Origin of the sequence: Pseudomonas sp. P7779, from assembly GCF_013386315.1 — a bacterium.
Taxonomy (GTDB): Bacteria; Pseudomonadota; Gammaproteobacteria; order Pseudomonadales; family Pseudomonadaceae; genus Aquipseudomonas.
In genome coordinates, this window is the sequence record NZ_JACARZ010000008.1 from 1 (window position 1) to 21,742 (window position 21,742).

A 21,742-nucleotide genomic window follows, 5' to 3' on the forward strand; every position below is an offset into this window, starting at 1 on the left:
AACCAATCTCAGCCATCACCAAAATAACGGATATTCACCCACCACCGGCCGTAATAAACCGCCGCGCCAAAAAACCATACAACAGATACCCAAACGCCAATACCAGCGTCGCACCAAACACCGCCTCCTCACCACACGCGTAAATCGCATACAGCGAATACCCCACGGCAATCAGCAACACCGTGGTATTGCGCGCATACACCACCGCCGCCACCCGCGCTTTGTGCATCATCACCAGCAGCCCGGTCAGCGCGGTGACGTAAGGAATCAAATTGGTCACCACCGCCAGGTTCACCAACTTGCCGAACTGCGCACTGGCTGTGGGCGAGATGGTCGACAAGGCAATCAAGCTCTGCAACGCCGCGCAGGCAATCAGCCCCAACACCGGCGCGTGGGCGCGGCTGACCCGGCTGAAGAAGCGCGGAAACAGGCGCTGGTCCGCCGACATCTTGGCCGTTTGCGCCAAGGTGAATTGCCAGCCCAGCAGCGAGCCGATGCACGCCACTACCGCCAGGGCCATGATGATATCGCCCACCAGCGGCGTGAAGATCTGCGCATACACCAGGGCAAACGGCGCGGAAGACTCGGCCAGTTCGGCGTTAGGCACGATGCCCTGGATCACGCTGGTGGACAGCACATACACCAGCGCCGCGCCGAGGGTGCCCAGCAGGCAGGCCAGCGGCACGGTGCGCTTGGGGTCTTCCACCGCGTCATAGCCCTGGGCCGCGGACTCCATGCCGAGGAAGGCCCAGAGGGTCAGCGGGATACTCGCGCCAATCGCATCCCACAGTTGCAGTTGGTTGGGGTTCCAGGCATCGCTGAACACCTCCGTCTTGAAATAGAACCAGCCGATCACGCTCAAGCCCGCCACGGGAATGATCACGCCCCATACGGTGATCACGCCGATCCGGCCAGTCAGGCGCGGGCCGCCGAAGTTGGCCACGGTGGTCAGCCAGATCAGCCCGAGGGTGCCTATAAACAACGGGATCGGCCCGCTGCCCAGCCACGGGATGAAGGACGACAGGTAGCCCACCGCCGAAATCGCAATTGCCACGTTGGCGATGATCAGCGACAGGAAATACAGGAACGAACACAGGAAGAACCCGGACTTGCCGTGGGCCTCTTCGGTGTAGGCCGACATGCCGCCGGTGCGGGTGCAGAAGAGGCCGCACTGGGCAAAACAGTACGCGATCGCCATCGAGCCCACGGCGGTGATCAGCCACGACAGCAGCGAAATCGCACCCAATTGCGCCATGCTGGCGGGCAGCATGATGATGCCCGAGCCCATCATGTTGATCGCCACCAGGGTGGTCAGGCCCATCAGGCTCATCTTTTTGCTTGGCTCGGCCATCGGCAACTCCTTGTCGTGGGGGCGTGCGATGGCAGGCTAGCACGTTGTGGTCAGCGTGCCTTCGGGCTCCGGTTTTCTCCGAGGATTCGCGCGGCATCGCGAGCCGGCGGCAGGCCGAACACCCGGGCGTAATCGCGGCTGAACTGAGTGGCGCTTTCATAGCCGACTTCGAAGGCGGCGCTGGTGACGTTCCTGGCGCCGCCCACCATCAGCGTGCGCGCCTGTAGCAGGCGCACGCGCTTCTGGTACTGCAACGGGCTCAGGTTGGTGACGGCCTTGAAGTGGCGGTGAAAGGCCGACACGCTCATTGCGGCTTTCTGTGCCAGGGCTTCGACCCGGATCGGTTCGGCGAAGTCTCGGCGGATCCACTGGATGGCCTGGCTCACCCGGGCCATGGCGGTGTCCGGCGCGGCGATTTCACGCAGCATCCAGCCGTGGGGGCCTTGCAATACGCGGTAGAGGATCTCGCGCTCGTATACCGGTGCGAGGGCTGTGATCGCCTCAGGGTTGCCCATCAGCCGCAGCATGCGCAGCCAGGCGTCCATCAGTTCGGGGGTGACGGCGGCCACGGAAAAACCCGCATCGTGGTCGTAGCGCCCGGCAGGTTTGGGCAAGTCGCTCAGCAGCGTCGCGAGTACCGTCGGGTCGAGGGTCAGGCTGACCGCCAGGTAGGGTTCGCCGGTCACCGCCGGGTGCACGGTGCCCACGGCGGGCAGTTCGATGGACATCACGAAAAAGGTCGCCGGGTCGTATCGCAGCGTGCGATCACCCACCGTCATGGATTTGCTGCCCTGCAGGATCAGGTTGATCATCGGGTCGTACACCGCGGCCAGCATGTGCTCGGGAATCGCGCCCTGGACCATGGCCACTCGCGGGATGCCGGTTTCAGTGCGACGGTTTTCAGCCTTGGCGGCCAGGGCGCGCAGTTCGATCAGTTGTGTGTTCATGCCGGGCATGCTGAGCGCCCAGGTGTGCCCTGTGCAAGCAAAAAGCAGAAACAGGCAGGTTTCGAGCAGGAACGGCTGCGTCGGCGCAGGCGCGCGAGCCTACTGTGGTGACTCATTTGAGCAAGCAGTGGAGCCACACATGGGCGTTATCCTCATTACCGGCGGCAGCCGTGGCATTGGTGCCAGCACCGCAGAGTTGTGTGCCCGGCAAGGCATGGGCGTGATCCTGACTTACAACAGCCATCCAGAGGCCGCACACGCCGTAGTGCAGAAGATTGAGGTTGCAGGCGGCAAGGCGGTCGCGCTGCCATTGGATGTGGCTGACGTCGGCGCCTTCGAGGGTTTTGCCGAGTCGGTAAAACGGGCGTTGTCGGCGACCTGGGGCGTAAGTGGCTTGAGTGGGCTGGTGAATAACGCCGGTTATGGACTGTTCAATCCCCTGGAATCGGTCACCGAGGCCCAGTTCGACGGCCTGCTGAATGTGCACCTCAAAGGGCCGTTTTTCCTGACTCAAACCCTGTTGCCGCTGCTGCAAGCCCACGCCTGCATCGTCAACCTCACCAGCGCGACAACTCGCGTCGCCACCGCTGGCGTAGCACCTTACGCAGCCTTCAAGGGCGCGCTGGATGTACTCACCCGTTACATGGCCAAGGAGTTTGGCGAGCGGCATATCCGTGCAAATGCCGTCTCTCCGGGAGCCATCCGTACCGAACTGGGCGGCGGGCTCAATGATGAGTTCGAAGCGCTGCTGGCTGCACAAACCGCCCTTGGTCGGGTTGGGGAGCCAGAGGACGTGGCGCGTGTGATCGCCATGTTGCTGTCTGACGAAGGCCGCTGGATCAATGCCCAGACGATCGAGGTCGCTGGCGGTTACCTCATCTGAAAAGCGAGGCTGAACTATGCTGGATCATCTGTTTTTGTCGGTCAGCGACATACAACGCTCGATTGATTTCTACCGTGCTGCACTGACACCGCTGGGCATCACCACGCGCCACGACTACGACGGCAAGGACGGCCCGCCGGGCCACCCGGACCTCAAGGGGTTCGGCGCGAACGGGCGGATCTTCTTCTGGTTGCGCGAGGGCGCGGTCGAGGGCAGGGCGGTGCATGTGGGGTTCGTCGCCGGCAGCCGGGTCGAGGTCGATGCGGCTTACCTGGCGGCGATGAACGCGGGCGCCGTCGACAATGGCGTCCCTGGGGCACGATTGCACTATGACCCGAACTACTACGCGGCCAACGTGCTGGATCCCGACGGCTACAGCCTGGAATTTGTCTACAAGAACTGGCAGCACATCTAGCGGTAGCCGTCGATGATCAGCCCGCGGCCTGCGGCTGCATCCGCAACTCACCTTCCACATCCTTGACCAACCCACTGGCCAGGAACAGCGGCGCCACGCGCTTGTGCAGCTGCGGCTCGACAAATTCCTTCACCGTGTCCAGCGCCAGCGCGCCGCTCAACGGCAGCTCGGCCTTGGTGTAAGACAACCAGGCTTTCTTCAGTATCAACAGCACGTCGCTGCCGGCGGTGGAGGCGAAGCGACGGTGGTTTTTTTTGCCGTCGAAATCGAAGGTGTGCTGAAACTCGTAGCCGGCCTCGCTGCCCTCGCTGGCGACGCAGCGGATGCAGGTGCAGGGGCCATCGCCGAAAGCGCTGCGCAGGTAGTTGTTGAAGTCCACCACGGGCTTGAGTGACAGGCGTTTGTCCACCTCGAACAGGTCCCCGGTCATTTTTTCGTCAGTGTTCAAGGTCCATTTCCTCGCAGCGGTTTTTTCAAGGGCGGCACGATACCAGCCGAAGGGCGTGGGCGGGTAGTTTTTGGTCGCCTCAGTGGGGACGTCCATTCGCCAATGCCCTTGTTACAGTTTCCTTAAATCATCGCCCAAGGAAACCGACATGAGCAGCAAACCCACGATCTACAACCACGGCGTTTCATGGGAAGAGGGCAACAGCGTCAGCCAGGGCTACCGCGTCAATGGCACGATCTATATTGCCGGGCAGTTTTCTCACAGCCTGGAAGGTGAGTTCGTTGACGGTGATGCCGCCGCCCAGACCCGCCAGACACTGGAGAACCTCGACCATGTGCTGGCCGGCTTCGGCGTTGGCCGCTCGAACATTGCCGCGGTGGATTTCTTCCTGGTGCATGCCAAGCGCGATTTTGAAGCGGTGGTCAATGTGTGGAAAGAATACATCGGTGAGCATCGCCCGGCCGCGACCCTGGTAGGCGTGAATTACCTGGCGTCCGATGCACAGATCGTCGAGATCAAGGTGATTGCCCACGCCGACTGATCAGCCCGCCAGCTCATCCACCATCAGGTCGATAAAGCGCCGTACCCGAGGCTCCAGGAAGCGTTTGCTCGGGTACATCGCCAGGATCTCCACGTCTCCGGCGTCCAGGTCGGGCAGCACCTGTACCAGGCGTCCGGCGGCCAGGTCCTCGGCAACCACGAAGTCCGGCAGCAAGGCGATGCCCAGCCCGGACACGGCAGCGTCGCGCAGTGCTTCGCCGCTGTCCAGGCGCAGGCGGCTGCGCCCGTACGCCTTGACCCAGGTGCCATCCGATTCGCGAAAGCGCCAGCTTTGCTTGCGCGTGCGGCTGCTGAAATACAGGCAGTCGTGGTGGGCGAGGGCGTCCATGTCGCGGGGTATGCCGCGCTCGGCGAGATAGTCCGGTGCGGCGCACAGCAGCGCCTGATAACGAGCGACCACCCGGGAAACCAGTTGGCGGTCGGTGTTGGCGCTGCCGATGCGGATGGCCAGGTCGAAGCCGTCCTCGACGATATCGGCGGTGCGGTCGCTGAAGCTGACTTCCACCTGCACCTCGGGCCAGGCGTGCAGGTATTTCTTCAACAACGGCAGCAACACCTTGCGCCCGAACGCATCGGGCAGCGTAAGCCGCAATAAACCGCGCGGTACCCCGGTGGGCTGGCCGATGCGGCTTTGGGCGTTGTCCACTGCGGCGAGGATCTCCAGACCCTGGTCATACAGCGCGCGGCCTTCGTCGGTGAGGCTCAAGGTGCGGGTGGTGCGGTTCAACAGGCGCACACCAAGGCTGTCCTCCAGGCGCGCCACGGCTTTGCCGGCCGCCGAGCGCGTCAGGCCCATCGCCTGGCCACCGGCGACGAAGCTGGCGCCATCGACCACCGCCATGAAGATCAGCATCTCGTTGAGGTTGGTGCGCAGCATGCAGAGTGGCTCCGGGGATGACATCAGGCACAGGCGCGCAATATAGCAGCGCCGGCGGGCAGTGTTTTTCGTATATCCATAGATCGCGATATTCTTTTTCGCACTGTACGTGGGCCGCTACGCTCGCAACCCTTCTCAACCTCGCGGCAGCGTTCTCATGATAATAAAACGACCCACCCTGACGCTCCTGGCAGCAGCCAGTGCGCTCCTCAGCCTTGGTGCACACGCCGAAGGCAAGATCAGCATCGCCCAGCAATTCGGCATAGGCTACTTGATCCTCGACGTGGTGCGTGACCAGAACCTGATCGAGAAACACGGCAAGGAACAGGGCCTGGACATCAAGGTGGAGTGGAACAGTATCTCCGGCGCCACCGCGATGAACGAGTCGCTGCTGGCCGGCGCGCTGGACGTGGTGTCGGCGGGTGTGCCGCCCATGCTCACGCTGTGGGACCGCACCAAGGGCAAGCAGAACGTCAAGGCCATCGCCTCGCTGGGCTCGATGCCCAACTACCTGCTGACCAATAACCCGGATGTGAAGACCCTCAAGGACTTCAGCGAAAAAGACCGCATCGCCGTACCGGCCGCGGGTGTGGGTTTTCAGTCGCGTACCTTGCAGATTGAAACCGCCAAGCAGTTCGGGAACGACAACTACAAGAAGTTCGACGATATCTCCATCAGCCTGGCGCATCCGGACGCCACTGCGGCGCTGATTGCTGGCGGTTCGGAGATCAACGCGCATTTTTCCAGCCCGCCGTTCCAGTACCAGGAGTTGTTGAATCCCAAGGTGCACAAGGTGCTGAGTTCCTACGACATTCTCGGCGGCCCGGCGACGTTCAATGTGCTGTACACCACCGAGAAATTCCACGACGAGAACCCCAAGACCTACAAGGCGTTCTATGACGCGTTGGCCGAGGCCGAGACAATCATCAAGGCCGACAAGCCGGCAGCCGCCCAGGCTTACATTCGTGTAGAGCAGTCGAAGCTACCGCTGGCGCTGGTGGAGAAGATTGTCCAGGACCCGGAAATCGACTTCACCATCGTGCCGCAGCGTACCTATATCTATGCCGAGAAATTGCAGGAGTTGGGCGTGTTGAAGAACAAGGCGGGGAGCTGGAAGGATTACTTCTTTGAAGAGGCGCACGGCGGGAACGGCAGCTGACTCCATTCTGAATTGAAACGCACACAAAAATGTGGGAGCGGGCTTGCTCGCGAATGCGGTGGGTCAGTCGATACATGTGCTGGCTGAACCACCGCATTCGCGAGCAAGCCCGCTCCCACATTGGATCTGCGGTGTTTTCAATTCCCCGCAAGGTTGTTCTTGATCCAGTCGTACAAGTGATTCCCCTCGCTCGATAACTCGCTGTTGGCCCGCCGGCACAGGTAGTACTGGCGGCCATCATCGACCTGTAGATCAAACAGCTTCACCAACTCCCCATTTGCCACATGCGGCGCAACCAGTGGCGCGCGCAGCAGTGAGCAGCCCAATCCGGTCAGCGTGGCCGTCAGCGCCAACTGACCATCCTCCAGCAGCAAACCATTCAACGCGGTCCCGTGATGCACGTCGGCGGCCTGGAACCATTGGCTCCAGGTGCCGCGCTCTTCGTCGTGCAACAGCGGTAATTCACTCAGCGCCTCAGGTGTGTCGATCGGCCCGTGTTGCTCCAGGAATGTGCGGCTGCAATACGGCGTCACCGCCCCGGAAATCAGCGGCTCGCTGTGGTACCCCGGCCAGTGCCCGGTGCCGAAGCGGATCGATAAATCGGCAGCGTCGCTGGGGTAGCTGCGGTGGTTGGCGTAGGTGACGTTGATGTCCAGCGCCGGGTGGTCCTTGAGGAACTGTGCCAGGCGCGGGATGAACAGGTTGATGCCGAACAGCGGGATCAAGCTGATGGTGACCTGGCGCGTAGCGCTTTTTTCCCGCACGTGTTCGGTGGCACTGCGCAGTACGGCGAAGGCCGAGCGGATGGCCCGGTAGTACTCGCGGCCTTCTTCGGTGAGCACCAGGTTGCGGCCCTGGCGCAAGGTCAGCGGTTGCTGCAGAAAGCTTTCCAGCAGGTGCAGTTGATGGCTGACGGCGGAGGGCGACACGTCCAGCTCGCGGGCAGCGGAATTCACTCCGCCATGGCGGGCAAACGCTTCGAAGGTGCGCACGGCACGCAACGGCGGGTCATTGGCTAACTGTTCTAAATTATTCATGTGTTGAATTAAATACTAAGTTAGATGGCAAATAAAGAGCCATAAATGCCGTATTTACGGCGGTTATAGCGCTTTATGCGTTTGGCATAACCATATGAATTTCTGATATTTGATAAAAACAGAATAGATGCTTAGTGTGCCGCCCTCGTCAGTAGTGAGGTCGATGGTTTCCATGGATGCGTTTATCCAGCAGCTGCTCAATGGTTTGATGGCGGGCAGTCTCTACGCGCTAGTGGCCTTGGGTTACACCATGGTCTACGGCATTTTGCGGATCATCAACTTTGCCCACGGCGATGTGTTGATGATTGGCGCTTTGGTGGGCCTCTCGGTGATTCGCCTGTTGCAGGTGACATGGCCGGCGATGCCGCCGGTGCTGGTGCTGCTGGCAGCCACTGTGATTGCCATGGCGTTCTGCGCGGTACTCGCGGTGCTGATTGAACGGGTCGCTTATCGGCGCCTGCGCAATGCGCCGCGCCTGGCGCCATTGATCAGCGGCATCGGGGTGTCGTTGTTGCTGCAAACCATCGCCATGTTGGTGTGGACGCGTAACCCGCAGATGTTCCCGCAACTGCTGCCGCTGGAACCGATTGAAGTGCTCGCGGGCGCTTCGGCGCATCCGGCGATCACCAACGCTACCGCCCTGACCACCATTGCCGTCGCACTGTCGGTAATGGTCGCGCTGCTGGTGCTGGTGGAACGCACACGCTTTGGTCGGGCCATGCGCGCCGTGGCCGAGAACCCGCAGGTGGCGAGCCTGATGGGCATCAACCCGAATCGCATCATCGTGCTGACCTTTGCCATTGGCGGCGCCCTGGCGGCATTGGCCGGAATCATGATGGCGAGCAACTACGGCAGCGCGCATTTCTACATGGGTTTCCTGCCGGGCATCAAGGCGTTCACCGCAGCCGTATTGGGCGGCATCGGCAACCTCAAGGGCGCGATGCTTGGCGGCCTGCTGCTGGGGTTGATCGAGGCCCTGGGTACCGGCTACCTGGGCGCTGCCACCCAGGGTGTGTTCGGCAGCAATTACCAGGATGTGTTTGCCTTTATCGTGTTGATCGCGGTGCTGGTGTTTCGTCCTTCGGGGCTGTTGGGCGAACGACTGGCGACCCGCGCATGAGTGTCCTGAATACCTCCCGCCAGCGCGCCAGCTTCGGCCTTGTATTGTTCGCCGTGGCGCTGGTGCTGGCGCCGTGGATTGTCGGGCATGCCGGTGGCAACACTTGGGTGCGCACCCTCGATTTCGCGTTGCTGTACATCATGTTGGCCCTGGGCCTGAACATCGTCGTGGGTTACGCCGGGCTGCTGGACATGGGTTTTATCGCGTTCTACGCAGTGGGCGCGTACCTCGCCGCGTTGCTGTCTTCGCCGCATCTGTTGCAGCAATTCCCGGCGCTGATGGCGTTGTTGCCGGCGGGCATGCACACCTCGATCTGGTTGATCCTGCCCTTGGCCGCGTTGCTGGCGGCGGGCTTTGGCGTGTTGTTGGGCGCGCCGACCTTGCGCCTGCGCGGCGATTACCTGGCCATCGTGACCCTGGGCTTTGGTGAAATCATCCGCATCCTGCTGCGCAATCTGGATCGCCCGGTGAACATCACCAACGGGCCCAAAGGTATTTCCCAGGTCGACCCGGTCAACCTGCTGGGGATCAACCTCGGGCGCACCCAGGAGCTGTTCGGCCTGCGCCTGCCTTCGGTCTATCTGTACTACTACCTGTTCGCCGCGCTGGTGGTGCTGATCCTGTTTGCCTGCATTCGCCTGGAGCGTTCACGCATCGGGCGGGCCTGGGTGGCGATTCGTGAAGATGAGGAAGCGGCCCAGGCCATGGGCGTCAACACCCTGCGCTTGAAGCTGTTGGCGTTCGCCATTGGTGCCGGGTTTGGCGGCGTCAGCGGGGCGTTGTTCGCCTCGTTCCAGGGCTTTGTCTCGCCGGAGTCCTTCACTCTCAATGAGTCCATCGCGGTGCTGGCGATGGTGGTGCTCGGCGGCATGGGCCATATCCCCGGGGTGATTCTCGGCTGCGTATTGCTGGCGGCGTTGCCCGAAGCCTTGCGCGCGAGCATGGGCCCGTTGCAGCAGGCGCTGTTCGGCCAGGTGCTGGTGGACCCGGAAATCATTCGTCAGTTGTTCTACGGGCTCGCGCTGATCCTGGCGATGCTCTATCGACCGGCAGGCCTGTGGCCAAAAGGAGTGGCGCGATGAATCAGCCGCTGTTGCAGATTGACCAGGTGAACAAGCGCTTCGGCGGCGTGGCGGCGCTCACCGACGTGAGCCTGAGCATCCAGCCTGGGGAGATCTATGGCTTGATCGGCCCCAATGGCGCCGGTAAAACCACCTTCTTCAACGTGATGACCGGCCTGTATACCCCGGATTCCGGGCGCTTCCAGCTCGACGGCGAGGACTACAAACCGGCCAGCGTGCACCAGGTGGCCCAGGCCGGCATCGCCCGGACCTTCCAGAATATCCGCCTGTTCAACACAATGAGCGCGTTGGAAAACGTCATGGTCGGCCGCCATGTGCGCACCCGCAATGGCGTGTGGGCCGCCTTGAGTCGCCATCGTCGAGCCCGGGAAGAAGAAGCGCAAACCCGCGCCCATGCCCATCGCCTGTTGGCGTATGTCGGGCTGGCGGGGTTCGCCAATTACCGCGCCGACAGCCTGTCCTACGGCCATCAACGCCGCCTGGAAATCGCCCGGGCCCTGGCCACTGAACCACGTTTGCTGGCCCTCGACGAGCCGGCCGCCGGGATGAACGCTGCCGAGAAAGTGCAACTGCGCGGCCTGCTGGAAAAGATCCGCGACGACGGCCACACGCTGCTGCTGATCGAGCATGACGTGAAGCTGGTGATGGGGGTGTGCGACCGCATCAGCGTGCTCGATTACGGCCAGGTGATCGCCGTGGGCGCGCCTGCCGAGGTGCGCCACGACCCGGCGGTGATCCAGGCCTATCTGGGAGCCAGCGCCCATGTCTGAACCTTTATTGAAAGTCGACGGCTTGCAGGTGCGCTACGGCGCCATCGAAGCGGTCAAGTCCCTGGATTTACACATCGGCGAAGGCGAGCGAGTGACGTTGATCGGCGCCAACGGTGCCGGCAAGACCTCCAGCCTCAAGGCCCTGACCGGATTGCTGCCGGCAGCGGCGGGGCAGATTCACTTCGCCGGGCGTTCGATCCTCGGCCAGGCGCCGGACCAATTGCTGCGCCAGGGCATTGCGATGGTACCGGAAGGGCGCGGGATCTTTGCGCGCATGAGCGTCCTGGAAAACCTCCAGGCCGGGGCCTTCCTGCGTCGTGACACCGAGCAGGTGAACCGCGAGATCCGCCAGTTGTTCGAGCACTTCCCGCGTCTGGAGGAGCGCCTGCAGCAGTCCGCCGGCCTGCTCTCCGGTGGCGAGCAACAGATGCTCGCGCTGGCCCGGGCGCTGCTCTCCAAGCCGCGCTTGCTGGTGCTGGACGAGCCGTCCATGGGCCTGGCGCCGATCATGGTGGAGAAGATCTTCCAGGTGATCGACGACGTGTGCCGCCAGGGCATGACCCTGCTGCTGGTAGAGCAGAACGCCCGGCTCGCGCTGCAGGTCACCGACCGTGCCTATGTGATGGACACCGGGCGCATCAACCTCACTGGCCCGTCCCATGAATTGCTCGACCACCCCGAGGTGCGCAGTGCCTACCTCGGTGAATGAATTAACCCTGACGCTACCGGACGCCCGGCGTGTTCCGACCAGCCCGTAAAGAAACAGGAACCACTGATGAAGACTTTCAAGCACACCCTAGTGATCGGCCTGGCCCTGAGCAGCCTGGCGAGTGCCATGGCCCAGGCCGACCAGACCGTATTGATCGGCCTGGCCGGGCCGTTGACCGGCCCGTCGGCGCGGATCGGCAAGGACCTGGAAAACGGCGCGCAACTGGCCATCGACGCGGCCAACGCCAAGCACCCGAAAATCAACGGTGAGGCGGTGACCTTCAAGCTGCTGTCCGAGGACGACCAGTCCGACCCGCGCACCGCCGTCACCGTGGCCCAGCGCCTTGTGGACGAAGGCGTGGTGGGCGTGGTGGGCCACTGGAACACCGGCACCAGCATTCCGGCGGCGCGGGTTTATCACGATGCAGGTATCGCGCAAGTCGCCCCGGTTGCTACCGGGCACGCGTATACCCAGCAGGGCTTCGACACCAGCTTCCGGATCATGGGCCATGACGACGATGGCGGCCAGGTGGCCGGCGACTATGCTTTGAACACCCTCAAGGCCCGGCGCATTGCGGTGATCGACGACCGCACCGCATTCGGCCAGGGCCTGGCGGACCAGTTCGTCAAATCCATCGAGGCCGGTGGCGCCAAGGTGGTATCCCGTGAATACGTCGACGACAAGACCATCGATTTCAGCGCAGTGCTGACCAATATCCGAAGCCAGAACCCGGACCTGATTTTCTTTGGTGGCGTCGATTCCCAGGCCGCGCCTTTGGCCAGGCGTATCAAGCAACTGGGCATCAAGGCACCGCTGATGGGGGCCGGTGGGTTTGTCAGCCAGACCTTCCTGCAACTGGCGCAGAACGAAGGCGAGGGCGTGATTGCCCTGGAGCCGGGCCTGGCGGTGGCGCAGATGCCGGGTGGCAAGGCGTTCGAGCAGGCTTACAAGGATCGCTACAAGGCGCCGATCGAACTGCACGCGCCGTTTGCCTATGACGGTGTCGGGGTGTTGGTGGCGGCGATCGAGAAGGCCGACTCGGTGGACCCGCAAAAGTACCTGCCGGTGCTGCGCGCCATCAGCTATCAGGGCGTGACCGGGACCATTGCGTTTGATGCCGAGGGCAATCTGAAGAAGCCGTCGTTCACCGTGTATGAGGTCAAAAGTAATCAGTGGCAGCCAGTCAGTGTGGCGGGCGGCAAGTAACAACCCACCCCTGTAGGAGCGAGCTTGCTCGCGAAAAATGTACAGTCAACGCAGCGATGCGCCTGGAATATCTTCGCGAGCAAGCTCGCTCCTACAGGTTTACGGAGGCACACAATGAGCAAGCTGGAAGGTGAACTGGGCATCCTGGCCCGGCGGCGGATCGAAGCCGAAATCATCAAGCCGATCTACGAGATCCTGGTGCGCGAGCAGGGCAAGGACTTTGCGGCGGCGGTGATCGGCGAGGCGGTGGGCAATGCAGCGATCCAGGCCGGCAAGCACTTTGCCGAGCTGGAAGAGCAGGGCGCCGACCTCAAGAGCTTTGTCGAGCTGCAAGTGCTCTGGGAAAAGGACGATGCGCTGAAGGTCGAGATCATCGCCAGCGACGCCGAGCACTACGACTATGACGTGAAGCGCTGCCGCTATGCCGAGATGTATCACGAGATGGGCCTGGGCGAGATCGGTCACCTGCTGTCCTGCAACCGCGACGAACTGTTTATCGTCGGCTACAACCCGGACATCAAGCTGACCCGCACCCAGACCATCATGGGCGGTGCCCATCACTGTGACTTCCGCTACCGGGCCAAACCCCAGGAGCCGCGTTCATGAACGACTTGGCGCGGGTCAATGGCGAGCGCCTGTGGGGCTCGCTGATGGAAATGGCGCAGATCGGCGGCACCGACAAGGGCGGGGTCTCGCGCCTGGCCCTCACGGATGAGGACCGCCGCGGTCGCGACCTGTTTGTGCAATGGTGCGAGGCGGCCGGTTGCAGCATTCGGGTGGATGCCATGGGCAATATCTTTGCCCGTCGCGCCGGGCGCCAGGATCACCTGGCCCCGGTGCTGACCGGTTCCCATGGCGATTCCCAGCCGGCGGGCGGCAAGTACGACGGTATCTACGGCGTGCTGGCCGGGCTGGAGGTGCTGCGCACCTTGAATGACCTGGGGATCGAGACCGAGCGGCCAATCGAAGTGGTGAACTGGACCAACGAAGAAGGCTCGCGGTTTGCGCCGGCGATGATTTCCTCGGGGGTGTATGCCGGGGTGTTTGACCTGGAGTACGGCCTGTCCCGGGAAGACAAGGCCGGGATCACCATCGGCCAGGCGTTGCAGCAGATTGGCTATGCCGGTGCGCATCCGGTGGGTGGCCAGGCGGTGCATGCGGCGTTTGAGCTGCATATCGAACAGGGGCCGATTCTTGAGGCACAGGGCCTGACCATCGGTGTGGTCACCGGCGCCCAGGGCCAGCGCTGGTATGAAGTGGAACTGAGCGGGCGCAGCGCCCATGCCGGGACGACGCCGATGGATCACCGGCTGGATGCGTTGCTCGGGTTTGCCCGGGTGGTGGAGGCAGTCAATCAGATTGGCCTGGAGCAGGGCGCCGAAGGGCGGGCGACGGTGGGCATGGCGAATATCTTCCCCAATTCACGCAACGTGGTGCCGGGGCGGGTGTTTTTCAGTGTGGAGTTTCGGCACCCGGATGAAGCGGTGCTGGGGTATCAGGATCAGCAGCTGCAGGCGGCGGTGGCGCGGATCGCCGAGGGGATTGGTTTGCAGCACAGCGTGAAGCAGATTTTCCAGTACGCGCCGATTGCCTTCGACCCTGAGTGTGTGGAGGTGGTGCGGGCTTCGGCGCAAGCGTTGGGGTATAGCCATCGCGACATGATTTCCGGGGCCGGGCATGATGCCTGCTACCTGAACCGGGTGGCGCCGACGGCGATGATTTTTGTGCCGTGTGTGGATGGGTTGAGCCATAACGAGGCGGAGGAGATTCATCCGCAGTGGTCGACGGCGGGGGCGGATGTGTTGTTGCAGGCGGTGTTGGCCAAGGCGCAGGCGTGAGCGAGGTTTAACTGTTCAACTGGGTTCCCTGTGGGAGCTGTCGAGCTTTAGCGAGGCTGCGATGAGGCCCTGTCAGGCAATAGAGATGTCGACAGTCAGGCCGCCATCGCAGCCTCGCTAAAGCTCGACAGCTCCCACAGGGGACCGAGTTTCCACAGGGGGGGCGAGTTCCCATAGGAAATCCAGTTTTCGCTCTGGAGCTTCTTTGTCTGATGATCAGCGGAAGAACTCGCCCGGTGTGGCGTCGAACTGCTGGCGGAAGGCGTTGATGAAGGCCGAGGTGGATTCGTAGCCGCAGGCCAGCGCCACATCGGTCACGCGTTCGCCTTGTTCCAGGGCGGGCAGGGCGCTCAACAATCGCAGGCGCTGGCGCCACGCACGGAAGGTCAGGCCGGTGTCGCTCAGGAACAGCCGGCTGAGGGTTTTCTCGCTGACCGCCAGTTTCTGGCTCCACTGCCCCAGGGTGGTTTGCTGCTCCGGGTGCAGGTTCAGGCTGCGGTAAATCTGCCGCAAGCGGCCGTCGGCCGGCAGCGGCAACATCAGGTCGACCTGGGGCGCGGCGGCCAGTTGGTCCAGCACCACTTGGGCCAGCCGTCCATCCGGGCCATCCTCGGCGTATTCCACCGGCAATTCGCTGAAGTTGCGAATCAACTCGCGCAACAGGCTGCTCACCGCCAGCACCTGGCAGCGGTCGGCCGCCCAGGCGGTGACGCTGCAATCGAGGTACAGGCTGCGCATCTCGGTATGGGGCGAACTGAACACCCGGTGTGGCATGCCGGCCGGTATCCACACGGCCCGCTGGGGTGGCGCGACGAAGCGTCCTACGCTGGTCTGGATCTCCAGCACCCCGGATATCGCGTAGGACAACTGCACCCACGGGTGACTATGGCGGCGGGTCAGCGCGCGGTTGGGCAGGGATTCGGTGCGGCCATACACCGGCCTCGGCAGGCTGGAAAGCCCGGGCACGCTGCGGCGCACAGTTTTGTCATGTCCTTTTGGCGGCATTTACTGGCTCATTGGCGTTAGTCGGTAATAAGCCGTTACGTTAGAGTCGCGACGATGCTCTTGGCAACCCCTGGAAGATTGGCCTATGACCCGCCCACGCTTTTTACCTGACAACTTCACGCTGACCCTGGTGGCCACGGTGATCCTCGCGTCCCTGCTGCCCGCCAGCGGCCAGACCGCCGTGGCCTTTGGCTGGGTGACCAACCTGGCCATCGCGCTGCTGTTTTTCCTGCACGGCGCGAAACTGTCGCGCCAGGCCATTGTTGCCGGTGCGGGTCATTGGCGCCTGCACCTGCTGGTGTTCAGCCTGACCTTCGTGCTGTTTCCGTTGCTGGGCCTGGCGCTCAAGCCGGTGTTGTCGCCGCTGATCGGTAAAGACCTGTACATGGGCATGCTCTATTTGTGTGCGTTGCCCGCCACCGTGCAGTCGGCGATTGCCTTTACCTCCCTGGCCCGGGGCAATATCCCGGCGGCGATTTGCAGCGCGGCGGCGTCGAGCCTGTTCGGGATCTTCCTGACGCCATTGCTGGTGACGTTGCTGCTGAATGTGCATGGCGATGGCGGCTCCACCGTCGATGCGATCCTGAAAATCAGTGTTCAATTGTTGCTACCGTTCATCGCCGGGCAGATCGCCCGTCGCTGGATCGGCGAGTGGGTAGGGCGTAACAAATCCTGGCTGAAGGTCGTCGACCAGGGTTCGATTTTGCTGGTGGTCTACGGCGCCTTCAGCGAAGCGGTCAACGAGGGCATCTGGCACCAGATTCCGTTGTGGGAACTGGGTGGCCTGGTGGTGGCGTGCTGTGTGTTGCTGGCGCTGGTACTGGTAGCGTCCACGGTGCTGGGCAAGGCTTTTGGCTTCAGCCAGGAAGACCGGATCACCATTCTGTTCTGCGGCTCGAAGAAAAGCCTGGCCACCGGTGTGCCGATGGCCCAGGTGTTGTTTGCCGGGGCGAGCATGGGGGTGCTGATCTTGCCGCTGATGCTGTTTCACCAGATCCAGTTGATGGTCTGCGCGGCGCTGGCCCAGCGCTATGCCAAGCGTCCTGAGTCGATTCCCGAGCTGATGGGGCAAGTCGATCCCTGAATCGTCGTGTTACTATTTTTTGCGCGCGGCTCAAGGCCCGGCATCGGGCCGGCTTGATCTGCGCGCAAACGAGTACGACGACCTGTAAATGAGCATTTCCGCCGCAACACCTCAAGCCAACTGGCAACCGGTCTTCGCTCTCGCGTTGGCCGCTTTCGTTTTCAATACCACCGAATTTGTACCGGTCGGCCTGCTGAGTGCCATCGGCGCGAGCTTCGACATGCCCATCGCCAGCGTCGGCCTGATGCTGACCATCTATGCGTGGATCGTGTCCCTGACCTCGCTGCCGGTGATGCTGCTGACCCGTAACGTCGAGCGGCGCAAGCTGCTGATCGTGCTGTTCGGCATGTTTATCGCCAGCCATATCCTGTCCAGCGTGGCCACCAGCTTTGGCATCCTGATGCTCAGCCGGGTCGGCATTGCCCTGTCCCATGCGTTGTTCTGGTCGATTACTGCCTCCCTCGCGGTGCGTTTGGCGCCGGAGGGCAAGCAGGTGCAGGCCCTTGGGTTGCTGGCTACCGGTACTTCCCTGGCGATGGTTCTGGGTATCCCGCTGGGCCGCTTGCTGGGCGAAGCCATGGGCTGGCGCACCACCTTCCTGGTGATCGGCGCGTTTGCCGCCGGGCTGGTGTTCTGGCTGGCGCGCACCTTGCCGCTGCTGCCGAGCCAGAACTCCGGTTCGCTGCGCAGCTTGCCGCTGTTGTTCAAGCGCCCGGCGCTGGTGGCGTTGTATGTGCTGACGGCGATGGTGGTGACGGCGCAGTTCACTGCCTACAGTTATGTTGAGCCGTTTGTTGAAGGTGTTGCCGGTATGAGTGGCAATACGGTGACCCTGATCCTGCTGGTGTTTGGCGGCGCGGGAATTATTGGTTCGTTGTTGTTCAGCCTGGTGCATCGCTTTAATCCGCACCGGTTCCTGATCAGCGCGGTGACCATACTGGCGCTGTGCCTGGCGTTGTTGCTGCCGTTGAGTGGCGAGGTGTCGTACCTGGTGACCCTGAGTGTGTTCTGGGGCATGGCCATCATGGGTTTTGGCCTGGCGTTGCAATCGAAGGTGCTGGTGCTGGCGCCGGATGCCACGGATGTGGCGATGGCGATGTTTTCCGGGATCTACAACATCGGTATTGGCGGTGGGGCGTTGATGGGCAGTTGGGTGGGCAGCCACTTTGGTTTTGCCTGGATCGGCGCGGCGGGCGGGTTGCTGGCAGCGGTGGCGTTGATTGGGTATTGCCTGGCGATTTATCGGTTTGGGCAGGGTGTGGCGCGTAGCCCTCTGTAGGAGGTAATTTTCATGGCAGTTCGTTTGATTAAACCGGCGGTATTCGCAGTGCTCGCCGGGTTTTCTGTGTTGTGGCTCAGCCCTGCAAGCCTGGCGGCCAGTTTTGACTGTGACCGGGCGAAGGCGCCTGACGAGAAAACCATCTGTGCCACGCGTTCGCTTAATGATCAGGACGTGACGATGGCGCTGCTTTATGACCTGAACCGGCACTTCATGGCTATGGGCGGACGTGGTTCGTTGATGGATGATCAGGCTGCCTGGCTAAAAAAACGCCATACGTGCGGGGCCCAGGTCAGTTGCCTGACCCAGGCCTATACGCAGCGTATTGCGATGTTGCGTAGCTTTATCGATGAGCGGGTGATGACGAAGGGGCCGTTCTGAAGCAGTTACAGATCTTGTAATAGTTTTGCGTTGTAGGAAATCCCTGTTTCGCCTGTACGATTCAAGTCCCTTTCCCACAACAGGACCTACATGAACACCCTCTCGGAGCCTCCCAGTCGTCTTTCCTCAAGACATGCACTGTCGCTGTTCCCGCTGATCGCCTGCCTCCAGGCCAGGCACCCCGTCTTCCGATTGCCTACCCTTACCCGGTCCCTCGACCGTGCGTTGCCGTGCCCGGCATTCTGAAAAACTTGAAGAGATACTGAAAAATGGAATGGTTAGCGGATCCAACGGCCTGGCTCGGCCTGTTGACTTTGATTGTGCTGGAGCTGGTGCTGGGCATCGACAACCTGGTGTTTATCGCGATCCTGGCGGACAAGCTGCCGCCGGAGCAGCGTGACCGTGCGCGTCTGATCGGTTTGTCCCTGGCGTTGCTGATGCGTCTGGGCCTGTTGGCAAGTATTTCCTGGTTGGTGACCCTGACCCAACCGCTGTTCGAGGTGTTCGACAAGAGTTTCTCGGGCCGTGACTTGATCATGCTGTTTGGTGGTGTGTTCCTGTTGTTCAAGGCCACCATGGAATTGCATGAGCGCCTTGAGGGGCATGTGGCTCAGCGCACTGGCAACGTGGCCTATGCGATGTTCTGGCCGATCGTTGCGCAGATTGTGGTGCTGGATGCGGTGTTCTCCCTCGATGCGGTGATTACCGCCGTGGGCATGGTGGATGAGCTGGCGGTGATGATGATCGCGGTGATCATTTCCATCGGCCTGATGATCATTGCCAGCAAGCCGCTGACCCGTTTCGTCAACGCCCACCCGACGGTGATCATGCTGTGCCTGGGCTTCCTGATGATGATCGGTTTTGCCCTGACCGCAGAGGGCCTGGGCTTCCACATTCCCAAAGGCTATCTGTACGCCGCCATCGGCTTCTCGATCCTGATCGAGCTGTTCAACCAGATCGCCCGGTCGCGCCGCAAGAAGTCGGCCCAGGGCACGCTGCCGAGGCGTGAGCGTACGGCCCATGCGGTGATGCGTTTGCTCGGCGGGCGTAATCTGGCAGTGGAGGAGGTGGGTGAAGAGGTCGCCGACCTGCTGGACAACCCCGATGCCAACGGCGGGCCGCTGTTCGATCGGCGCGAGCGGGTGATGATCAGTGGCGTGCTGCAACTGGCTGAACGCCCGATCCGTACGCTGATGACGCCTCGGGCGAAGGTGGACTCTATAGATCTGTCGGACGATCCCGACACTATCCGCCTGAAACTGATGCATTCGTCTTACTCGCGCCTGCCCTTGATCCGCAACGGTAATGTCGACGAGCCATTGGGCTTTGTGCACAAGAAGGAGTTGCTCAAGGAATACCTGGCCGGTAACGAGCCGAACCTGGAGCACCTGGCGCGCCGGGCGGTCAACTTGCTGGAGAGTTTTTCGATTCTCAATGCCTTGGAGCAGATGCGTCAGGAGTCGACTCACATTGCCTTCGTGATCAACGAATTTGGCGACTTTATCGGGGTGTTGAGCATGACCGACATCCTCGAGTCCATCGCCGGTGAGTTGCCGGATGCGAGTGAGGTCGAAGGCCCGGATATCGTCGAGGAGGAGGGTGGTTTTCGCGTCAATGGCGCCTTGAACCTCAACCTGATCCGCCAGCGCACCGGCTTCAAGGCTGTGGCGACGGAGGATTACCAGACCCTGGCCGGGCTGGTGATGAGCCTGCTGGATCGACTGCCGGTGGTCGGTGACAGCCTGGAACATGAAGGCTGGCGCCTGACCGTGGCGGCGGTGGAGGAGCGGCGGGTCACGCAGGTGTTGCTGGCCCCTCTTTAACGGGTGAATTTCATTCGACGCTGGGCTGGCCTTTGGATAGCATCGCCGCTCACTGAACCGTTAAGGAAGGGTTACCCGAATGACTTTGGACGTGCTTAAGATTTCTGCATTCTGTGACGGCAACCAGGGCGGTAACCCTGCAGGTGTTTGGATCGGTGACAGCCTGCCGGAAGCTGCAGAAATGCAGCGTATCGCCCACGAAGTCGGGTTTTCGGAAACCGTATTCGCCTGCCCGCAGGATGACGGCTGGCGCGTGCGGTACTTCGCGCCGGAGTCCGAAGTTGCGTTTTGCGGGCATGCCACCATCGCCCTCGGTGCGGCCTTGAGCCTGGCGCTGGGCGATGGCGAATTCCACCTGGCGTTGAACAATGGCGATATTTCCGTCAGCGGTCGCAGCGAAGGCGACCTGATCGAGGCCGCGCTGCAATCCCCGCCAACCCGCAGCGCACCGGCCAACGATGCCCTGGTGGACGCGGGCCTGACCCTGTTCGGTTACACCCGCAATGACCTGGACCCGAGCATTCCGCCAGCGATCATCCATGCCGGCATCTCCCACCTGGTGCTGGCGCTCGACAGCCGCGCCAAACTCAGCCAGATGCACTATGAACTGGAAGCCGGTCGCCGCTACATGACCGACGCCGGGCTGGGTACCGTGGTGCTGGTGTTTGCCGAAAGCCCGGCGCTGTTCCACACCCGCAATCCGTTTGCGGTGGGCGGCGTGTACGAAGACCCGGCCACAGGTGCCGCGACCGCTGCCTTTGCCGGCTACCTGCGGGACCTGGGCTGGCCGCACAACGGGCGCATCGACATCATTCAAGGCGAGGACATGGGCAGCCGTTCGCGCTTGCAGGCGCAGATCACCGATGAAAAGGGTGCCTCGATTCGGGTTTCGGGTACGGCGCGGTTGATGTTGGAGGACTGATTCTGGTCCTGGCGAACGTCTCCCTCAGCGTTTTTTCGTCGAACCCCTCCAGCTTATTGATCATCTTGCCATTCTGGAAAACCAGCAGGGTAGGCGTGCCGGTAACCTCGGGATGCCTCGGGGTTCGGGCAGTGTCGAGCACCAGGCTTTTCACGGAGCTGGCGTATTTCCCGGCAATCCGTTCAAACAGTGGCCCGGCCTCCCCGCAGGCCGGGCAGTGCTGCGAAACAAACAGCATGAACACCGTTCTATGCGTCTTGAGCAACTGCTGATACTGCTCGGCATCGGCAATCACCGCCGTTGCAATTCCCATGATGATCTCCTTGAGCGAAAGGCCTGGCCCACGCTAATCCCGGCGATCAAAACCGTCTACTGTCAAAACTAACAGGTACCCACCTCCAAGTAGCCCATTGTGGCGAGGGAGCTTGCTCCCGCTGGGCTGCGCAGCAGCCCCAAAGCCTTCAGCGCTCCGCCCGCTCCCGAGCCTTCTTCGCCAACCCCACGCACTGCTTATAGTCACCCTGATCCTTGGCATCCTTGGCCCGACGATACCCATGATGATTCTGCGTGGTGTAGTTCGTACTGAACGCCGCCTTCAGCCTGACCAGCTCGGCCTTGCATTCGCGCCGGTCATCCTTGGCGAACACCTGGGTGGCAAACGCCAGCGACAACAACATAAGGACAAGACTGATCTTCATCTGAACGCGTTCCTTGGGGGGCTCGATCATCTGCCAAGACTAGCCCAGCCACGGAATTCTTCCATTCGGCCACCGCACCGCTTTCGTGCACGGTAACGACCCGCACCCGCACCCAAATGTGGCCTGTCACCCCGGTGTGTAGCCAAC

At 62.0% G+C, this 21,742-nt stretch carries 24 protein-coding genes; 16 read left to right on the forward strand and 8 right to left on the reverse strand.

Annotated elements, in window-relative coordinates:
- Nucleotides 1-34: 34 nt before the first annotated feature.
- The gene (potE, locus tag HX869_RS03615) at nucleotides 35-1,351 is read right to left on the reverse strand and encodes a putrescine-ornithine antiporter (protein ID WP_177008275.1); all 1,317 of its coding nucleotides are present in this window, start codon (nucleotides 1,349-1,351) and stop codon (nucleotides 35-37) included.
- A 50-nt stretch (nucleotides 1,352-1,401) separates the two neighbouring features.
- Nucleotides 1,402-2,298 carry an AraC family transcriptional regulator gene (locus HX869_RS03620; protein WP_178902747.1) on the reverse strand — a complete coding sequence of 299 codons (897 nt, stop codon included), beginning with the start codon at nucleotides 2,296-2,298 and terminating at the stop codon, nucleotides 1,402-1,404.
- A 139-nt stretch (nucleotides 2,299-2,437) separates the two neighbouring features.
- Between HX869_RS03620 and HX869_RS03625 the strand changes: the two genes are divergently transcribed.
- Both HX869_RS03625 and HX869_RS03630 read left to right on the forward strand, forming a co-directional pair.
- Nucleotides 2,438-3,181, forward strand: a complete 744-nt coding sequence (locus HX869_RS03625; protein ID WP_178902748.1) for an SDR family NAD(P)-dependent oxidoreductase — start codon at nucleotides 2,438-2,440, stop codon at nucleotides 3,179-3,181.
- A gap of 16 nt (nucleotides 3,182-3,197) precedes the next feature.
- Nucleotides 3,198-3,596 (forward strand): VOC family protein, encoded by a 399-nt coding sequence (locus tag HX869_RS03630; protein WP_178902749.1) that lies wholly within the window; start codon nucleotides 3,198-3,200, stop codon nucleotides 3,594-3,596.
- A gap of 16 nt (nucleotides 3,597-3,612) precedes the next feature.
- Here the strand turns inward: HX869_RS03630 and HX869_RS03635 are convergent, their stop codons facing one another.
- Complete coding sequence (locus HX869_RS03635) at nucleotides 3,613-4,044, reverse strand: hypothetical protein (protein ID WP_087694212.1); 432 nt, start codon at nucleotides 4,042-4,044, stop codon at nucleotides 3,613-3,615.
- Between the two features lie 148 nt (nucleotides 4,045-4,192).
- On the opposite strand from HX869_RS03635, the gene HX869_RS03640 reads away from it, so the two are divergent.
- The gene (locus HX869_RS03640) at nucleotides 4,193-4,585 is read left to right on the forward strand and encodes a RidA family protein (protein ID WP_178902750.1); all 393 of its coding nucleotides are present in this window, start codon (nucleotides 4,193-4,195) and stop codon (nucleotides 4,583-4,585) included.
- Here the strand turns inward: HX869_RS03640 and HX869_RS03645 are convergent, their stop codons facing one another.
- Nucleotides 4,586-5,482, reverse strand: coding sequence for a LysR family transcriptional regulator (locus tag HX869_RS03645; RefSeq protein ID WP_177055117.1), 897 nt, complete (start codon nucleotides 5,480-5,482; stop codon nucleotides 4,586-4,588).
- A gap of 157 nt (nucleotides 5,483-5,639) precedes the next feature.
- On the opposite strand from HX869_RS03645, the gene HX869_RS03650 reads away from it, so the two are divergent.
- On the forward strand, nucleotides 5,640-6,641 hold the full coding sequence (locus HX869_RS03650; RefSeq protein WP_177022740.1) for an ABC transporter substrate-binding protein: 1,002 nt from the start codon (nucleotides 5,640-5,642) through the stop codon (nucleotides 6,639-6,641).
- A 137-nt stretch (nucleotides 6,642-6,778) separates the two neighbouring features.
- Here HX869_RS03650 and HX869_RS03655 read toward each other — a convergent pair whose 3' ends face one another.
- On the reverse strand, nucleotides 6,779-7,678 hold the full coding sequence (locus HX869_RS03655) for a LysR substrate-binding domain-containing protein (protein WP_178902751.1): 900 nt from the start codon (nucleotides 7,676-7,678) through the stop codon (nucleotides 6,779-6,781).
- A gap of 172 nt (nucleotides 7,679-7,850) precedes the next feature.
- Between HX869_RS03655 and HX869_RS03660 the strand changes: the two genes are divergently transcribed.
- From HX869_RS03660 to HX869_RS03690, 7 genes are all read left to right on the forward strand, one after another.
- Nucleotides 7,851-8,798, forward strand: coding sequence for a branched-chain amino acid ABC transporter permease (locus tag HX869_RS03660; RefSeq protein ID WP_178902752.1), 948 nt, complete (start codon nucleotides 7,851-7,853; stop codon nucleotides 8,796-8,798).
- Nucleotides 8,795-9,880 (forward strand): ABC transporter ATP-binding protein, encoded by a 1,086-nt coding sequence (locus HX869_RS03665; RefSeq protein WP_087694203.1) that lies wholly within the window; start codon nucleotides 8,795-8,797, stop codon nucleotides 9,878-9,880. The genes HX869_RS03660 and HX869_RS03665 overlap by 4 nt, the downstream gene beginning before the upstream one ends.
- Nucleotides 9,877-10,650: an ABC transporter ATP-binding protein gene (locus tag HX869_RS03670; RefSeq protein ID WP_177008269.1), complete on the forward strand. Its 774-nt coding sequence runs from the start codon at nucleotides 9,877-9,879 to the stop codon at nucleotides 10,648-10,650. Before HX869_RS03665 ends, HX869_RS03670 begins: the two co-directional genes overlap by 4 nt.
- Nucleotides 10,643-11,359: an ABC transporter ATP-binding protein gene (locus HX869_RS03675; RefSeq protein WP_178902753.1), complete on the forward strand. Its 717-nt coding sequence runs from the start codon at nucleotides 10,643-10,645 to the stop codon at nucleotides 11,357-11,359. The genes HX869_RS03670 and HX869_RS03675 overlap by 8 nt, the downstream gene beginning before the upstream one ends.
- A gap of 66 nt (nucleotides 11,360-11,425) precedes the next feature.
- Complete coding sequence (locus HX869_RS03680) at nucleotides 11,426-12,565, forward strand: branched-chain amino acid ABC transporter substrate-binding protein (protein ID WP_102369347.1); 1,140 nt, start codon at nucleotides 11,426-11,428, stop codon at nucleotides 12,563-12,565.
- Between the two features lie 114 nt (nucleotides 12,566-12,679).
- Entirely contained in the window at nucleotides 12,680-13,171 is a 492-nt protein-coding gene (locus tag HX869_RS03685) for an L-2-amino-thiazoline-4-carboxylic acid hydrolase (RefSeq protein WP_010173377.1), read from the forward strand.
- Entirely contained in the window at nucleotides 13,168-14,403 is a 1,236-nt protein-coding gene (locus HX869_RS03690; RefSeq protein ID WP_178902754.1) for a Zn-dependent hydrolase, read from the forward strand. The genes HX869_RS03685 and HX869_RS03690 overlap by 4 nt, the downstream gene beginning before the upstream one ends.
- Nucleotides 14,404-14,619: 216 nt before the next feature.
- Here HX869_RS03690 and HX869_RS03695 read toward each other — a convergent pair whose 3' ends face one another.
- Nucleotides 14,620-15,408, reverse strand: coding sequence for a helix-turn-helix domain-containing protein (locus HX869_RS03695; protein WP_177047482.1), 789 nt, complete (start codon nucleotides 15,406-15,408; stop codon nucleotides 14,620-14,622).
- An 85-nt stretch (nucleotides 15,409-15,493) separates the two neighbouring features.
- On the opposite strand from HX869_RS03695, the gene HX869_RS03700 reads away from it, so the two are divergent.
- The 5 genes from HX869_RS03700 to HX869_RS03720 all read left to right on the forward strand — a co-directional run bounded on the left by HX869_RS03700 (nucleotide 15,494) and on the right by HX869_RS03720 (nucleotide 20,897).
- Nucleotides 15,494-16,492: a bile acid:sodium symporter family protein gene (locus HX869_RS03700; protein ID WP_178902755.1), complete on the forward strand. Its 999-nt coding sequence runs from the start codon at nucleotides 15,494-15,496 to the stop codon at nucleotides 16,490-16,492.
- 88 nt (nucleotides 16,493-16,580) lie between these two features.
- Complete coding sequence (locus HX869_RS03705) at nucleotides 16,581-17,771, forward strand: sugar transporter (protein ID WP_003207980.1); 1,191 nt, start codon at nucleotides 16,581-16,583, stop codon at nucleotides 17,769-17,771.
- 12 nt (nucleotides 17,772-17,783) lie between these two features.
- Nucleotides 17,784-18,152 carry a lysozyme inhibitor LprI family protein gene (locus HX869_RS03710; protein ID WP_177036023.1) on the forward strand — a complete coding sequence of 123 codons (369 nt, stop codon included), beginning with the start codon at nucleotides 17,784-17,786 and terminating at the stop codon, nucleotides 18,150-18,152.
- Between the two features lie 269 nt (nucleotides 18,153-18,421).
- Nucleotides 18,422-19,975: a TerC family protein gene (locus HX869_RS03715; RefSeq protein WP_008436957.1), complete on the forward strand. Its 1,554-nt coding sequence runs from the start codon at nucleotides 18,422-18,424 to the stop codon at nucleotides 19,973-19,975.
- A 79-nt stretch (nucleotides 19,976-20,054) separates the two neighbouring features.
- Nucleotides 20,055-20,897 carry a PhzF family phenazine biosynthesis protein gene (locus HX869_RS03720; protein WP_178902756.1) on the forward strand — a complete coding sequence of 281 codons (843 nt, stop codon included), beginning with the start codon at nucleotides 20,055-20,057 and terminating at the stop codon, nucleotides 20,895-20,897.
- On the opposite strand, the gene HX869_RS03725 is transcribed toward HX869_RS03720, so the two are convergent.
- Both HX869_RS03725 and HX869_RS03730 read right to left on the reverse strand, forming a co-directional pair.
- A complete protein-coding gene (locus tag HX869_RS03725) occupies nucleotides 20,833-21,210 on the reverse strand; it encodes a co-chaperone YbbN (RefSeq protein WP_102369342.1) in 378 nt (125 codons plus the stop codon). The two genes, HX869_RS03720 and HX869_RS03725, sit on opposite strands and share 65 nt — an antisense overlap.
- A 148-nt stretch (nucleotides 21,211-21,358) precedes the next feature.
- Nucleotides 21,359-21,595 (reverse strand): hypothetical protein, encoded by a 237-nt coding sequence (locus tag HX869_RS03730; protein ID WP_003207990.1) that lies wholly within the window; start codon nucleotides 21,593-21,595, stop codon nucleotides 21,359-21,361.
- Nucleotides 21,596-21,742 lie beyond the last annotated feature (147 nt).

Bases quoted from the DNA above. Each gene is read 5' to 3' on its own strand.
- HX869_RS03640 (WP_178902750.1), top strand. From the start codon at position 4,193: ATGAGCAGCAAACCCACGATCTACAACCACGGCGTTTCATGGGAAGAG.
- HX869_RS03625 (WP_178902748.1), top strand. From the start codon at position 2,438: ATGGGCGTTATCCTCATTACCGGCGGCAGCCGTGGCATTGGTGCCAGC.
- HX869_RS03655 (WP_178902751.1), bottom strand. From the start codon at position 7,678: ATGAATAATTTAGAACAGTTAGCCAATGACCCGCCGTTGCGTGCCGTG.
- HX869_RS03685 (WP_010173377.1), top strand. From the start codon at position 12,680: ATGAGCAAGCTGGAAGGTGAACTGGGCATCCTGGCCCGGCGGCGGATC.
- HX869_RS03650 (WP_177022740.1), top strand. From the start codon at position 5,640: ATGATAATAAAACGACCCACCCTGACGCTCCTGGCAGCAGCCAGTGCG.
- HX869_RS03665 (WP_087694203.1), top strand. From the start codon at position 8,795: ATGAGTGTCCTGAATACCTCCCGCCAGCGCGCCAGCTTCGGCCTTGTA.
- HX869_RS03705 (WP_003207980.1), top strand. From the start codon at position 16,581: ATGAGCATTTCCGCCGCAACACCTCAAGCCAACTGGCAACCGGTCTTC.
- HX869_RS03620 (WP_178902747.1), bottom strand. From the start codon at position 2,298: ATGAACACACAACTGATCGAACTGCGCGCCCTGGCCGCCAAGGCTGAA.
- HX869_RS03720 (WP_178902756.1), top strand. From the start codon at position 20,055: ATGACTTTGGACGTGCTTAAGATTTCTGCATTCTGTGACGGCAACCAG.
- HX869_RS03670 (WP_177008269.1), top strand. From the start codon at position 9,877: ATGAATCAGCCGCTGTTGCAGATTGACCAGGTGAACAAGCGCTTCGGC.
- HX869_RS03630 (WP_178902749.1), top strand. From the start codon at position 3,198: ATGCTGGATCATCTGTTTTTGTCGGTCAGCGACATACAACGCTCGATT.
- HX869_RS03725 (WP_102369342.1), bottom strand. From the start codon at position 21,210: ATGGGAATTGCAACGGCGGTGATTGCCGATGCCGAGCAGTATCAGCAG.
- HX869_RS03730 (WP_003207990.1), bottom strand. From the start codon at position 21,595: ATGAAGATCAGTCTTGTCCTTATGTTGTTGTCGCTGGCGTTTGCCACC.
- HX869_RS03645 (WP_177055117.1), bottom strand. From the start codon at position 5,482: ATGCTGCGCACCAACCTCAACGAGATGCTGATCTTCATGGCGGTGGTC.
- HX869_RS03715 (WP_008436957.1), top strand. From the start codon at position 18,422: ATGGAATGGTTAGCGGATCCAACGGCCTGGCTCGGCCTGTTGACTTTG.
- HX869_RS03700 (WP_178902755.1), top strand. From the start codon at position 15,494: ATGACCCGCCCACGCTTTTTACCTGACAACTTCACGCTGACCCTGGTG.
- potE (WP_177008275.1), bottom strand. From the start codon at position 1,351: ATGGCCGAGCCAAGCAAAAAGATGAGCCTGATGGGCCTGACCACCCTG.
- HX869_RS03690 (WP_178902754.1), top strand. From the start codon at position 13,168: ATGAACGACTTGGCGCGGGTCAATGGCGAGCGCCTGTGGGGCTCGCTG.
- HX869_RS03660 (WP_178902752.1), top strand. From the start codon at position 7,851: ATGGATGCGTTTATCCAGCAGCTGCTCAATGGTTTGATGGCGGGCAGT.
- HX869_RS03710 (WP_177036023.1), top strand. From the start codon at position 17,784: ATGGCAGTTCGTTTGATTAAACCGGCGGTATTCGCAGTGCTCGCCGGG.
- HX869_RS03695 (WP_177047482.1), bottom strand. From the start codon at position 15,408: ATGCCGCCAAAAGGACATGACAAAACTGTGCGCCGCAGCGTGCCCGGG.
- HX869_RS03675 (WP_178902753.1), top strand. From the start codon at position 10,643: ATGTCTGAACCTTTATTGAAAGTCGACGGCTTGCAGGTGCGCTACGGC.
- HX869_RS03680 (WP_102369347.1), top strand. From the start codon at position 11,426: ATGAAGACTTTCAAGCACACCCTAGTGATCGGCCTGGCCCTGAGCAGC.